The organism is Stenotrophomonas sp. YJH_SMC_82 (assembly GCF_059368875.1).
This window is the reverse complement of sequence record NZ_JCAFSE010000003.1, coordinates 373,015-384,905: the sequence shown is the minus strand read 5'-3', so window position 1 is coordinate 384,905 and position 11,891 is coordinate 373,015. Positions and strand designations below refer to the sequence as shown.

Genomic DNA, 11,891 nt, shown 5'->3' with positions numbered 1-11,891 from the left:
GCCGTACTCGTTACGTCCGGCTCCGCCGTTTTCGCGGCCAACGCCGTGATCGTGGACGGAGCAGATGAGCCGCTCACCGTGGTGCTACGCAGGGGCTACCACTCCGGTCCCAGCAGCTTCATCACTTCGACCTCCAGTTTCTGCGCGGCCTCGTCCTGGGAGGCGACCTTGATGCACAGCCCCGACTGCGCCGGCCCGGGCATCAGCTGGTATCGGTTGATGGTGCCGCCCCCGTCGCCGTCCAGCGCCACGCGCGCCACCACCGTGCGCCCATTGGCGTGGAAGGTCCAGTCCTGGTAATCAAACATGCTTCAGTATCCCGGCGGCCAAGGGGTCATCCCACCTTAGGCGGCACGACAGTGAAGAAGGCTCCAGGAAGTTGTTCAGAGCGCGTGGACATGATGACGGCAGCACCTACTGCAGTGCCCGCGCCAATTGCAGGACATCGGCGAAGAAGGACGCGTAGTCGTCCTGTGGGGCGCGGTGGCTCTCGCGCCGATGGATCAGGCGCACTGCGACGACGCGTTGTTCCGGAACGATCATCAGGTATTGGCCCAGGTAGCCGTTGGCGGCAAAGCCGACGACCGGTCCCCGTGTGATGTCGTAGAGATCGGCGAGCTTCAGGCCGCGCGCGGCGATCTGGCTGGCGTAACGCTGCGGCCCGTCCGCACCCAACCGTTCGGTGAGGAATGCGATCAACTGCCCCCGGCTGTCGAACGTGCGCCCCGCGCTGGCCTGCACGACGCGGCGCACGTCATCGTCAACGCCGTGCCCGGCCAGCAGGTCATCCAGCCGGGGTTTGAGCTGATAGCGTTCCCACGCTGGTATCCGCCACCACAACAGGCCCACGTCAGGCGAACGGGCACTTTCAGCAGTGATCAATGCCACTGACCGTTCACTCAACAGTCGTTTGCCATCCGGCGCCACGCCTCCATCCAGCAACAGTTGCCCGATGGCGGCAAGATCGGCGGCACGCAGGGACAGGCCCGCCATTCCCAGCGGAGTGCCTGCCTCATCCTTCATCCAGGCGTGGTGGGCAATGCCCAGCGGCTTGAACAGGCGCGCATCCAGGTAGGCATCCAGCGGCTCGCCCGCCAGGCGCTCGACAATGCCGGGCAGCAGGTTGGTGGCCTTGTTGTTGTAGGAAAACACGGCGCCCGGGTCGTCACTCAGCTCGGCTGCCAGTGCCAGTTTGACCAGGTCCGGGGCCCCTTCCAGTTCGGCGCCCGCGTTGGCCACGTTCTGCAGGCCCGAGGTGTGGTCCAGCAGCATGCGCACGGTGATGCGGCTCTTCCTGCCCTGTTTCCATTCCGGATAGATCTGGCTGACCGGTACGTCGATCGAAGCCAGCTTTCCTTCGTCCAGCAGCAACGCAATGCCCAGCGCGACGACGGACTTGGTTGCCGACATCAGGTGCACGGATTCCTGCGCTGGGGCGGGCTTCAGCTCAAGCAGCGTGTCCCGGTCGTGCATCACGAGCACCGCATCGGTATGCGAAGCACGCGCGTTGCGCTCGATCGTGGCGAGGGCGTCGGCACGCGGCGTCGCATGGGTGGGCCCCGCGATGCCGATCACGAGGGCCAGGGCGCAGGACAACCAGCAGGACGTTGGCATTGCGTTCTCTTCCAGTGAGTGTGCCCGCAGTTTGACTACACATGTAGTCAAACTGCAGTGCCTGAAGTCATACCGCGCTTGATTGCCCATCCGCACTGGACGCCGGGTTCGTCACTAACCCGCCCGGCCCCCCAGCAGTCGCCATGCCAGTGCGCACGGTATGATGCGGCGATCCCGGAACCTGCGATGATTGCAGCGGCCGCCCATCCGCTGATCGCGTGCGCCAGGAGCACCTGCGCCGGGGTCGCTGCCGGTGCCGCTGAAGCCCCCACTCCATGCTTGCCCCCCATTCCCCCCTCGTGATCTGGGCAGCGGTCGCCGTTGCCACCATCGGCCTGCTGTTCCGTCCCTTCCGCATCCCCGAGTATGTGTGGGCGCTGGGCGCTGCCGCCCTGTTGCCGCTGCTGGGCGCGGTATCGCTGCAGACCGCATGGGGCGCGGTAGCCGAAGGCCGCGACGTCTACCTGTTCCTGGTCGGCATGATGGTGCTGGCCGAACTGGCGCGGCGCGAAGGCCTGTTCGATTGGCTGGCGTTGTACGCGGTGCGGCATGCGGGCGGATCGGGGCGACGCCTGTTCGACCTGGTGTTCCTGGTCGGCACGCTGGTGACGGTGTTCCTGTCCAACGATGCAACGGCCGTGGTGCTGACACCGGCGGTCTACGCGGCCTGCAAGGCGGCGCGCGCCAATCCCCTGCCCTACCTGTTCGTCTGCGCCTTCATTGCCAATGCGGCCAGCTTCGTGCTGCCCATCTCCAACCCGGCCAACCTGGTGGTGTACGGCCAGCACATGCCGCCACTGCTGCAGTGGCTGGCGCAGTTCGCGCTGCCGTCGGCGGCGGCGATCGGTGCCACCTACCTGGTGCTGCGCTGGGTACACCGGCGCGAAATCGCGCAGCCGCTGGTCGCCGCACCGGAACATCGCCCGCTGACCGAGGGTGGCCGACTGAGTGCATTGGGCGTGCTGTTCACCGGCAGCGTACTGCTGGTGACGTCCGCGCTGAACGGACCGCTGGGCCTGGCCACGTTCTGCGCCGGCGCGCTGAGCGTGGCGGTCGTGGTGATACGCCAGCGCCATAGCCCGCTGCCGCTGCTGCGGCATGTCGCCTGGGGCGTGCTGCCGCTGGTGGCCGGTCTGTTCGTGCTGGTGGAGGCGGTGGCGCAGACCGGCGTCATCCAGACTGCGGCAAGCGCGCTGCAGGCCATGGCGCAGGCTTCTCCCCACCAGGCCAGCTGGCTGGCCGGTGGCGCCGCTGCACTGCTGAGCAACGTAGCCAACAATCTGCCGGTCGGCCTGGCCGCCGGTTCGCTGGGCCAGATGGCTGAACTGCCCGCACAGACCCGTGCCGCACTGCTGGTCGGCGTGGACCTGGGCCCGAACCTGTCAGTGACCGGCTCGCTGGCCACGATGCTGTGGCTGGTGGCGCTGCGCCGCGAGGGCGAGCATGTCAGCGCGCTCGACTTCCTGCGCGTCGGCGCGCTGGTAATGCCGCCTGCACTCATCGCTGCGTTGTTGCTGCTGTGACCAGAATGCAGGCGGCGGCCCGGCCCTAGAAGACCAGCTGCAGACGGGTATTGAAGGTGGTGCCTTCATCCCTGCCCGCAGCACTGCCGCTGCGGTGGCGGGTCTGCCAACGCACGGCTTCGAACATCACCCGGCTGAAATCGTTGAGGTACCAGTTCGCGCCCAGTGTCCACGCGTGACCGGTACCACCACTGGGCAGTTCGGCATAGTCCACGTCCTCATAGCGGCCCTTCAGCTCCCACGCACCGCTGCCGCCGCGCGTCACCGGATCGGCCACCTTCACCTTGCCCCACGTGCCGGCCTTGCCCGAGTAGGACGGCAGCGCGCCCGCCAGGAACCAGCCGGCCGAGATCGCCCACGCTTCGTGGTCGCGATCATAGCGCCCGCTGGCATCGGCCCCGCGCAGGCTTCGCGTACCCCACTCGCCGGTTGCCCACGCCGGGCCGAAGAAGCCGGCCAGTTCCGCGCCGTAGGCGGTGCTGCGCTCGGCGCCCACCAGCGTGCCCGGTGTGATCCTGACCAGATCGTTGAAATGCCCCGCGATGGCCGAACTGCGCACCACGCCGCTGGCCCCGGCGGGAATCTTCTCGTGGAAGGCCCATGCGCCCAGATGCACCGTGGCGTCGGCGGTGTCCAGCGGATTCCAGTGGACGCGGGTGGCCCAGGTCTGGCTGTCGTTGTCGGTGCCGGCGTTGTTGAGGTCGTTGCCGGCCACCGACAGGCTGGCATGCCAGCCCCTTCCATACACCCGCTCGGTGAGCCCGACACCAAACAGGCCGCGCTGCGGCAGCAGCAGCGTGCCGACCACGTTGCGTTCCTGGAACGGCGTGTTGGAGGTGCTGCTTGAGCCATCGATACCGCGATCGTTCAAGCGGTTGCCGATCGTGAGATCGGCCGGCAGGCCGAACAGCGTGTGGTCCAGCGTGGCGTAGACCGACTTCCACGCCACCGCGTTGTCGGCGAAGTCGCCCTCGACGACCCAGCCCAGGGTGCCGTAGCGCCCCTCGGCCCCCAGGCGCACCGAACGGATCTCGGTACCCGAAACGTTGCGGTCGGCGACCGCCGAACCGTCGGTGCTCGAGGCATCGACGAACAGGCGGCCACGGGGGCGGAACACCGTCGTGCCGTCGGCACTGCTGAACTCCGGTGCACCCTTGGCCCAGGAGACCTTCGGCAGCCTGGACTGGCTGGTTTCCAGTGCGGCCACCCGCGTTTCCAGCGCAGGCGCGGGCGGCGTTGACGGTGCCCTCGCGCTGCCCTGCCCGCCCTCGACGGCGCGGAGGCGTGCTTCCAGTTGCTGGATCTGCAGTGCCTGCTGCTGCACCAGGCGTGACAGCTCGGCCTGGCTCAGCGGCGCGGGCAGCGAGGACGTGGACTGTGCGTCGGCATGGCCACTGGCCAACAGCAGGCCGAGCGCGACCGACAGCGCTGCCAGCGGCAGCACGTTGGAATGGTTCATGGGCTCTCTCCGGCCAGCCGGCCCCCTGGCCTGGCGCTGGCCCGTTGCGGTGGTGCGGGGGAAGATCGGGGAAGGAAGCGCGCGCCGCCGGATCGGCCCGGCGGCGCGGCAGGCGGGCTCAGCCCGTCCGGGTCAGCTGGTGGCCTGTGCCTGGGCGTTGGGACGCCAGGTGATCAGCTTGTTCTCGACCACGTCCAGCAGCGCGTCGATGACCAGCACGAAGGCGGCCAGGATGATGATGCCGGCGAACACGCCCACAGCGTTGAAGTTGCCTTCTGCCTGCGCGATCAGGTAGCCCAGGCCCGCCGAGGCGCCGAGGTATTCGCCGATGATCGCACCGACCACGGCAAAGCCGACCGAAGTACGCAGCGAAGACAGGATCCAGCTCGCCGCTGCGGGGAAGTAGACATGGCGCAGCAGGTCACTGCGGCTCGCCCCCAGGATGCGGGCATTGGCCAGCACCACCGGATTCACCTCGCGCACGCCCTGCATGGCATTGAAGAACGTGGTGAAGAACACCAGCGTGACCGCCAGCGCCACCTTCGACCACAGCCCCAGGCCCAGCCACAGCACGAAAATCGGCGCCAGCACCACGCGCGGAATCGCGTTGAAGCCCTTGATGAAGGGATCGAGGATGCGTGCCGAGCGGCGGCTCAGGCCGAGCCAGACGCCGCCGGCCACACCCAGGCCGGTGCCGATGATGTAGCCCAGCGCGGTTTCGGTCAGCGTGATGTAGACATGCTGATAGAACGACGTATCGGACAGCCAGGTCCAGGCCTGCTGCACGATGGCGGTTGGCGATGGGAAGAAGAACGGATCGATCACGCCCAGCGCGATGCCGCCTTCCCAGCCACCGAACACGGCGACCACCAGCGCGAGCTGGATGAACTTGTCAGTCTTGGCGTGCATAGCTCTTCTCCACTTCGCCGCGCAGGCAGGCCCAGATGTCGCGGTACAGGTCGGTGAAACGGTCATCCAGCTTGATTTCGGCCACGTTCCTCGGCCGTTCCAGATCCACATCGAAACTGCGCACCACGCGGCTGGCCGGGCCGGAGGACAGCACCACCACGCGGTCGCCCAGGGCGATCGCTTCTTCCAGATCGTGGGTGATCAGGATCACCGAGCGCCGGTCTTCCTGCCACAACCGCAGCAGCTCGTTCTGCATGAGGTGGCGGGTATGGATGTCCAGCGCCGAGAACGGCTCATCCATCAGGATCACCTTCGGCTCGACGATCAACGCCTGGGCCATCTGCACGCGCTTGCGCTGGCCACCGGACAGCTGGTGCGGGTAGCGATGCTCGAAGCCGGCCAGGCCGACCTTGGCCAGCCACGCGTTGGCCTTGGCCTTGCGTTCGGCCTCGGGCACACCACGGAAGCGCAGGCCGAGTTCAACATTCTGGTACGCGGTCTTCCACGGCAGCAGCGCGTCCTGCTGGAACAGGTAGCCGACCGACTCCTGCACGCCGCTGACGGCACGGCCATCGATGCTGACCTGGCCCGACGACGGCTTCAGCAGGCCCGCCACGGAATTGAGGATGGTGCTCTTGCCGCAGCCGGTGGGTCCGACGATGGCAAGGAACTCGCCGTCACCCACCTGGATGTCGACATCGCGTACGGCGGTGAATTCGCCGAAGGACATGGTCACCTTGTTGATGGCGACCATGGTCTGTGCAGGCTCCAGCTGCGGCGCGCCATTGAACTGGCGCACGGTGGCATTGAGGGCCATGGTTTACCTCCGCTTACGGTTGGGCAGCCGGCGCCGCAGCGTTGGCACGCTCGACGAAGGCATTGGTATAGGTCCGGGACAGATCGATATCGGCCTTGGCGACATCCGTGTTGAACTCACGCAGCACCTTCAGCGGTGTTTCCAGATCGGCAGGCGTGAAGTGACCGTCCCGGGTGAAGATCGCGCGCGCGTTCTCCACCGCGCGGGCATAGGTGGCGCGGTCACCGGAGACGTAGCTGTCCGGCAGCGCGGCCACGATGTCTTCAGCACTGTTGTCGGCGATGAACTTCAAGGCCATCTGCTCGGCGCGGGCGATCTTCTCGGCCGCTTCGGGTCGCGTGTCCAGGAAGCTCTGGTTGGCGTACATCACCGAGGTCGGGTACAGGCCGCCATAGACCTGGCGGGCGCCGTCGTCGCTGCGCGCGTCGAGGATGATCCTGCCGACCTTGCGCTCGGTGATCAGGGTGGCGGCAGGATCATAGTTGACGAGCAGGTCGATCTTGCCCTGCTCGAGCGCGGCCACCGCTGCGGCGCCCGAGCCGACGCCGATCAACGAGATGCTGTCGGCCGGAATATCGTGCTGGGCGAGGAAGTGACGGACGAAGAAGTCGGACGAGGAGCCCGGCGCGGTGATCCCGACCTTCTGGCCCTTGATGGTCTCCGGGCGCGCCGGATCGAAGGTGGCATCCTCGCGGCCGGCCATCACCAGGCCGGAGTTGCGCGAGAGCAGTACGAAGGCCACCACGTCCTTGCCCTTGGCCTGCATCTGGATGGTGTGGTCGTAGAAGCCGACGGCCACGTCGGTGGAATTGGCCACCAGCGCCTGCAATACCTTGGAGCCGCCCTGGGCGAAGTTCTCGGTCTTCACCTGCAGGCCGACGTCCTTGAAGTACCCCTTGGCGTCGGCGATGAAGAACGGCAGGTTGTTGAGGTTGTAGGAGCCGACGCTGATGCGTACCGGGGCATTGTCGCCACCGCCGACGGATGCGCCTTCGCTGCGCCCGCTGTTGCTGCATCCGGCCGCGGCCAGACCGGCCGCGCACAGCGCGGCCAAGAAGAACTGCTTGTACATCATCCCTCCCAGGAGTGAAGCATCTACGTTGTAATGGCGGGCATGCGCGTCTACGCAGGCCCGTCCGGGTTCAGATCATGCCGCTGACGTCCATTGGCGGGCTTGGGTGGCACTGGCCGTGGCGGGCGCGGGCGAAGTCGCGTACACGCGCCCCTCGAACAAGCGGCGTGCGGTGCGGACCACGCTGGCAATCACCGGCGAATCGCCCGAGCTGCGACTGAGGCCCACCTCCAGGGCCCCACTCGGATGTTCGAGGGTAATGCTGCCGGGAACGGACCGGCATCCGACCAAAGTGTGGGCCAGCGTGCCCGGCGTGACGGCGGCGGTGGCCAGGCCGACCGCACCGGTGATGGCCAGTGCGGTGTGGCATTGGTGCGGCATGAAATAGCGCACCTGTAGATCGCCGCCCTGTTGCGGCGCCGACAGCAGCACCGGCTTGGGAATGACCTTGTTGCCGGCGTCGGCGATGCCCATGCGGGCGCCCGCCTCGATGCGCAGCGCTTCCAGCCGGCGCATGAACGCCGCGTCCGCGTTCAGTTCGGCGGGCGAGGCATCACCGCGCACGCCCAGGTCTTCGGCACGCACCAGCATCATCGGCATGGCGCAGTCCACCAGGCTGGCCGGCACGCCATTGATGGTTTCCTGCGCATGCCCGCTGGGCAGCAGCTTGCCGGTGCGGGCGCCTGCCGCATCAAGGAAAGAGAGCCTGACCGGCGCGGCTGAGCCCGGCGCGCCGGCAATGCGCGTATCACCGCGGTAGGCCACATTGCCGCCCGGCGTTTCCACCGTGGCGATGATCAGCTTGCCGGTGTTGACGTTGTGGATGCGCACCTCGGTCTGCGGATCCTGCGCCTGCACCAGCCCACGCTCGATGGCATACGGGCCCACGGCCGCCAGCATGTTGCCGCAGTTGGGCGAGGTATCCACCACCTGCTGCTCCACCCGGACCTGGGCGAACAGGTAGTCCACGTCGGCGTCCGCCCGGCTCGAGCGGTCGATGATCGCCACCTTGCTGGTCAGTGCGTTGCCACCGCCGATGCCGTCGATCTGCAACGGATGGCCCGAGCCCATCACTTCCAGCAGCAGGCGATCCCGTTCGGCGGTGTCCGCCGGCAGGTCGCTGGCCAGGAAGAACGGGCCCTTGGAGGTGCCGCCGCGCATGAGCACGCAGGGAATGCTGAGCAGATCGTTGGACATACGTGTGCTAGATTGATGCGTATAGGGGATGAATGACCCCTCTGTGATTCGATACTGGCATGACCCTAATTGATCTGTGAATTGCTGATTTTTGGATGATTGATACCCAATGAGCATCAATTGCGAAATCCTGGATCTACGCGCGTTCCTGCTGGTATCGGAGACACGCAGCTTCCATCGCGCCGCTGAAATCCTGCACGTCTCCCAGCCGGCGCTCAGCCGACGGATACAGAAGCTGGAGCAGGCCGTGGGTTCGCCGCTGCTGGAGCGCACCACGCGCAGCGTCAGTACCACCGCTGTCGGCGAGAACCTGCTGCCACTGGTGCGCCGCATGCTGGAGGAATTCGATGGCTCGCTGTTCTCGCTGCGCGGCCGCGAAGACACCCGCGGCGCCACCGTGACCATCGCGTGCCTGCCGACGGCGGCGTTCTACTTCCTGCCCAGCGTGATGGCGCGTTTCCACGAAGCACACCCGAACGTGCGCTTCCGCATTCTGGATATCCCGGCCACGGAGGGTCTGCAGGCAGTGGAACGTGGTGAAGTCGAGTTCGGCATCAACTTCATGGGCGCCAACGATCCGAATCTCGACTTCGACGTGCTGGCCGAGGACCCCTTCGTCCTCGCCTGCCGGCGCGATCATCCACTGGCCCGCAAGCGCAAAGTGGAATGGGCTGATCTGGCCGAGCACCAGCTGATCACCGTGCATCGCACCAGCGGTAACCGCACGCTGCTGGACGGCGCGCTGGCGCGCGAGAACCTCAAGTTGAGCTGGCACTACGAGGTGACGCACCTGTCGACGTCACTGGGCATGGTCGAGGCCGGCATCGGCGTGTCGGTGCTACCGAAGATGGCCACGCCGGACGGGGATCACCCCACCCTGGTGACGCGCGCGATCGGCAACCCGGTGGTGTCGCGCACGATCGGCATCGTCCGCCGACGGGGTGCCCTGCTCTCGCCCACCGCAGAGCGATTCCTTCAGATGCTGATGAGCCAGTGGCGTGGGGAGGCGTGAGCAACCGCGCGGTTCACGCGCTTGTGCTGTCCTGACTCCAGGCGAATGTGCTGCTGCCACCCATCAATCGGGCCGTCTGCATCGACCATTCCTGCAGAAGCTGCCGCGCGCCTGATTCGCCACCTCGCCCGATTGCCTCCAGCATCCTGTCCAGTCTTCCGCGGATCGCGCTGGACACCGGCAGTGCGAGCAGATTCTTCAGTGCAGCGTCTGCGGCCGGGAAATCGCCCAGGCGAATGGTGGACAGGTACTTCACCCATTGGCAGTAATCGCCCTCGAAACCGGCCTCTTCAACATACATCAGAAGGTCCGCAGCTGTTCTCACCCCTTCGAGCATTGCGAGGTGAGCCTCGTGCGTGCCGCGGAAAAAGTCCTTTGGATCTTCCGGGCAAGCGACCCTCTGGCCGAGAGACATATGCAGGTGTGGCAGGCCGTCATAGACCGGAAGTGCGAAGGTCCATACATAGATGGAGGACGGCGCTGGGTCCATGGCAAACCCGGAGATCACATCGCGTGTGTACGAAACAATCAGAAAGTTGCCAACCACCCGCAACCCAGCCTTCCTGGCGTTCCGTTTCATTGTCCACAGATCAATGGATCTCATGCGTGCGCCCGACGGTTGGCGAGGACGCAGGACGTTCGATGTTCAACTGGATGCCCTGCACCATTCGCCTTCCGTCGCGCAGGACAACAAGGGCTCGATCCAGATCGCGCCTTGCAATGGAAATCGATCTCAGACCAAGCGATTGAGCGACCTCGCACTGCGAAAAGAAGATGTCATAGGTCTCCATCAACTCGGCATGAAACAGCTGATTGGGGGCGTTGTCGATCACCCTGGAGAGGTCCGTCATGAAATTCCATGCATCCACGACCTCCCCGGGGTCGACCTCCCGCCCTGAATCTACAGACGAGATCAGCGAGTCGAGGTCAATGACGGACTCTCCTTCCCAGTCCAGGACTCGGCCGCGCGCGGCAACCTGACCCTCCAGCCCTTCCTTGCTGCTATCGCAGACAGGCCTTCCATTGCTGGACATCACCCGATCATGGTCACCTGATACCCAGGCAAACCAGATGATCCGCATTCCCCCTGCAACGCCGACCGGATATATCGCTTCCACTATCGATTCCTGCTCAGATGGTTCCATCCATCCCGGGCTCTCACGGGAGGTGCAGCCGCTCCGATGGTAACGCCAAACTCGATTGCCGATGACCTGCGGAGCCTCCAGCGACCGGCACTACCAGGTCAATCAACCTGCGGTTTCCAGTCCCTTCCCCGCCGCATCCATCCGCAGCGAGGCCAGGTAGCGACAGTACTTGCCCACGAAGACGCCAGTGAACCCGCCGGTCAGCAGCGGGTAGGCGGCGCTGAAGCCGGCACTGGCGGTCAGCGTCGGCGACACCGCAAATGCGACCTCGAAGCCGTACTTCACCAGGAAGGTGACCAGCAGCAGCGGCAGCAGGCTGAAGTCCGCGCTGCGCCAGAGCTTGCCGGTGCTGCGGTCCAGCGTCAGCTTCAATCGACTCAACAGCAGCCAGGCAAGCGCGGCCCCCGTGGCGATGCCGGCCAGCCACTCGCTCCAGGCGATCAGCGACGCGCCGAAACGATGGCTGATCGACCACGCACCCCAGACGGCAAACAGGCCGGGCACGATCGCCAGCTTCTGCAGCGAGGTCTGGGCCGGCTTCATGGCGGCAATGCCACGGGTGACCAGGAAGGCCAGGAGCAGCCAGACCCAGATCGGCGTCTGCGAGGCGAGTTGCTGGAGCATGTTCATGAGCGGTCCCCCTGGTGAGTGGTGGCTGAGTGGTGGCGAGGTGTCCTCGCCTTGGCGCTCACTATTCGCTTCCGCCCGGGTTGCAGCCAGTGACAGCTGTCAGCCATCGCCGGTTACGCCGTGGCGAGCACGCCCTGGCCTGACCCGGCTGGGGCGGGCCAGGCCGGGCACATGCTGTTGACGGCCCTGCCCTATGCTGGGGGCCTCATTGGAGACCTGCCAGGTACGAACCATGACGAAGCTGCACACCCTGATACTGACCGGCGCCCTGCTTGTGCTGAGCCCGCTGGCCTCGGCAGAGACCGTGAATCTGACCAACAGTGCCGAGGGTGCCAACCGCGATACCGGCATCACTGCGGTCAAGAAGAAGCTGCAGGACGCGTGTACCGAGCGCAAGGGCTCGCCCGACACCGCCTCGTTCGAGGTGGTCTTCGAGAAGACCAACCCGAACCCGAGCGTGCCCAAGCCCTACTACGTGGACGGAAAGATGAAGTGCGACCTGCCGGGCTGAGG

At 66.0% G+C, this 11,891-nt stretch carries 13 protein-coding genes; 3 read left to right on the top strand and 10 right to left on the bottom strand.

The features are described from left to right. Positions 1-95 precede the first annotated feature (95 nt). Together AC5P53_RS14505 and AC5P53_RS14500 are read right to left on the bottom strand one after the other, a co-directional pair. Entirely contained in the window at positions 96-308 is a 213-nt protein-coding gene (locus tag AC5P53_RS14505; RefSeq protein ID WP_032957243.1) for a hypothetical protein, read from the bottom strand. Positions 309-414: 106 nt separating this feature from the next. Beyond that, positions 415-1,596, bottom strand: coding sequence for a serine hydrolase domain-containing protein (locus AC5P53_RS14500; protein ID WP_241887023.1), 1,182 nt, complete (start codon positions 1,594-1,596; stop codon positions 415-417). Between the two features lie 293 nt (positions 1,597-1,889). Here AC5P53_RS14500 and AC5P53_RS14495 point away from each other — a divergent pair, with 293 nt between their 5' ends. Further along, positions 1,890-3,137 (top strand): arsenic transporter, encoded by a 1,248-nt coding sequence (locus AC5P53_RS14495; protein WP_164165598.1) that lies wholly within the window; start codon positions 1,890-1,892, stop codon positions 3,135-3,137. Between the two features lie 25 nt (positions 3,138-3,162). On the opposite strand, the gene AC5P53_RS14490 is transcribed toward AC5P53_RS14495, so the two are convergent. The 5 genes from AC5P53_RS14490 to AC5P53_RS14470 form a co-directional block, all read right to left on the bottom strand. After that, the gene (locus AC5P53_RS14490) at positions 3,163-4,596 is read right to left on the bottom strand and encodes an OprO/OprP family phosphate-selective porin (RefSeq protein ID WP_169412699.1); all 1,434 of its coding nucleotides are present in this window, start codon (positions 4,594-4,596) and stop codon (positions 3,163-3,165) included. Positions 4,597-4,728: 132 nt separating this feature from the next. Continuing rightward, positions 4,729-5,505, bottom strand: a complete 777-nt coding sequence (locus AC5P53_RS14485; RefSeq protein ID WP_005409726.1) for an ABC transporter permease — start codon at positions 5,503-5,505, stop codon at positions 4,729-4,731. Continuing rightward, positions 5,489-6,322 carry an ABC transporter ATP-binding protein gene (locus AC5P53_RS14480; RefSeq protein ID WP_014647218.1) on the bottom strand — a complete coding sequence of 278 codons (834 nt, stop codon included), beginning with the start codon at positions 6,320-6,322 and terminating at the stop codon, positions 5,489-5,491. The genes AC5P53_RS14485 and AC5P53_RS14480 overlap by 17 nt, the downstream gene beginning before the upstream one ends. Positions 6,323-6,335: 13 nt before the next feature. Then, positions 6,336-7,394: an ABC transporter substrate-binding protein gene (locus AC5P53_RS14475; protein WP_495227427.1), complete on the bottom strand. Its 1,059-nt coding sequence runs from the start codon at positions 7,392-7,394 to the stop codon at positions 6,336-6,338. A gap of 75 nt (positions 7,395-7,469) precedes the next feature. Further along, positions 7,470-8,591: a 4-oxalomesaconate tautomerase gene (locus AC5P53_RS14470; protein WP_111205710.1), complete on the bottom strand. Its 1,122-nt coding sequence runs from the start codon at positions 8,589-8,591 to the stop codon at positions 7,470-7,472. Positions 8,592-8,700: 109 nt separating this feature from the next. Between AC5P53_RS14470 and AC5P53_RS14465 the strand changes: the two genes are divergently transcribed. Next, the gene (locus AC5P53_RS14465; RefSeq protein WP_010485668.1) at positions 8,701-9,603 is read left to right on the top strand and encodes a LysR family transcriptional regulator; all 903 of its coding nucleotides are present in this window, start codon (positions 8,701-8,703) and stop codon (positions 9,601-9,603) included. 13 nt (positions 9,604-9,616) lie between these two features. Here the strand turns inward: AC5P53_RS14465 and AC5P53_RS14460 are convergent, their stop codons facing one another. From AC5P53_RS14460 to AC5P53_RS14450, 3 genes are all read right to left on the bottom strand, one after another. Further along, the gene (locus tag AC5P53_RS14460) at positions 9,617-10,183 is read right to left on the bottom strand and encodes a hypothetical protein (protein ID WP_032958916.1); all 567 of its coding nucleotides are present in this window, start codon (positions 10,181-10,183) and stop codon (positions 9,617-9,619) included. Between the two features lie 10 nt (positions 10,184-10,193). Continuing rightward, complete coding sequence (locus AC5P53_RS14455; RefSeq protein ID WP_181160698.1) at positions 10,194-10,721, bottom strand: hypothetical protein; 528 nt, start codon at positions 10,719-10,721, stop codon at positions 10,194-10,196. 129 nt (positions 10,722-10,850) lie between these two features. Beyond that, a complete protein-coding gene (locus AC5P53_RS14450) occupies positions 10,851-11,378 on the bottom strand; it encodes a DUF6622 family protein (protein WP_495227426.1) in 528 nt (175 codons plus the stop codon). Positions 11,379-11,610: 232 nt separating this feature from the next. Between AC5P53_RS14450 and AC5P53_RS14445 the strand changes: the two genes are divergently transcribed. Further along, positions 11,611-11,889: a hypothetical protein gene (locus AC5P53_RS14445; protein ID WP_241886860.1), complete on the top strand. Its 279-nt coding sequence runs from the start codon at positions 11,611-11,613 to the stop codon at positions 11,887-11,889. Positions 11,890-11,891: the final 2 nt, after the last annotated feature.

What these genes read in the sequence shown, in the direction of transcription:
- AC5P53_RS14505 (WP_032957243.1), bottom strand. Translation starts at nt 308, where the DNA reads ATGTTTGATTACCAGGACTGGACCTTCCACGCCAATGGGCGCACGGTG.
- AC5P53_RS14495 (WP_164165598.1), top strand. Translation starts at nt 1,890, where the DNA reads ATGCTTGCCCCCCATTCCCCCCTCGTGATCTGGGCAGCGGTCGCCGTT.
- AC5P53_RS14490 (WP_169412699.1), bottom strand. Translation starts at nt 4,596, where the DNA reads ATGAACCATTCCAACGTGCTGCCGCTGGCAGCGCTGTCGGTCGCGCTC.
- AC5P53_RS14485 (WP_005409726.1), bottom strand. Translation starts at nt 5,505, where the DNA reads ATGCACGCCAAGACTGACAAGTTCATCCAGCTCGCGCTGGTGGTCGCC.
- AC5P53_RS14480 (WP_014647218.1), bottom strand. Translation starts at nt 6,322, where the DNA reads ATGGCCCTCAATGCCACCGTGCGCCAGTTCAATGGCGCGCCGCAGCTG.
- AC5P53_RS14475 (WP_495227427.1), bottom strand. Translation starts at nt 7,394, where the DNA reads ATGTACAAGCAGTTCTTCTTGGCCGCGCTGTGCGCGGCCGGTCTGGCC.
- AC5P53_RS14470 (WP_111205710.1), bottom strand. Translation starts at nt 8,591, where the DNA reads ATGTCCAACGATCTGCTCAGCATTCCCTGCGTGCTCATGCGCGGCGGC.
- AC5P53_RS14465 (WP_010485668.1), top strand. Translation starts at nt 8,701, where the DNA reads ATGAGCATCAATTGCGAAATCCTGGATCTACGCGCGTTCCTGCTGGTA.
- AC5P53_RS14460 (WP_032958916.1), bottom strand. Translation starts at nt 10,183, where the DNA reads ATGAAACGGAACGCCAGGAAGGCTGGGTTGCGGGTGGTTGGCAACTTT.
- AC5P53_RS14450 (WP_495227426.1), bottom strand. Translation starts at nt 11,378, where the DNA reads ATGAACATGCTCCAGCAACTCGCCTCGCAGACGCCGATCTGGGTCTGG.
- AC5P53_RS14445 (WP_241886860.1), top strand. Translation starts at nt 11,611, where the DNA reads ATGACGAAGCTGCACACCCTGATACTGACCGGCGCCCTGCTTGTGCTG.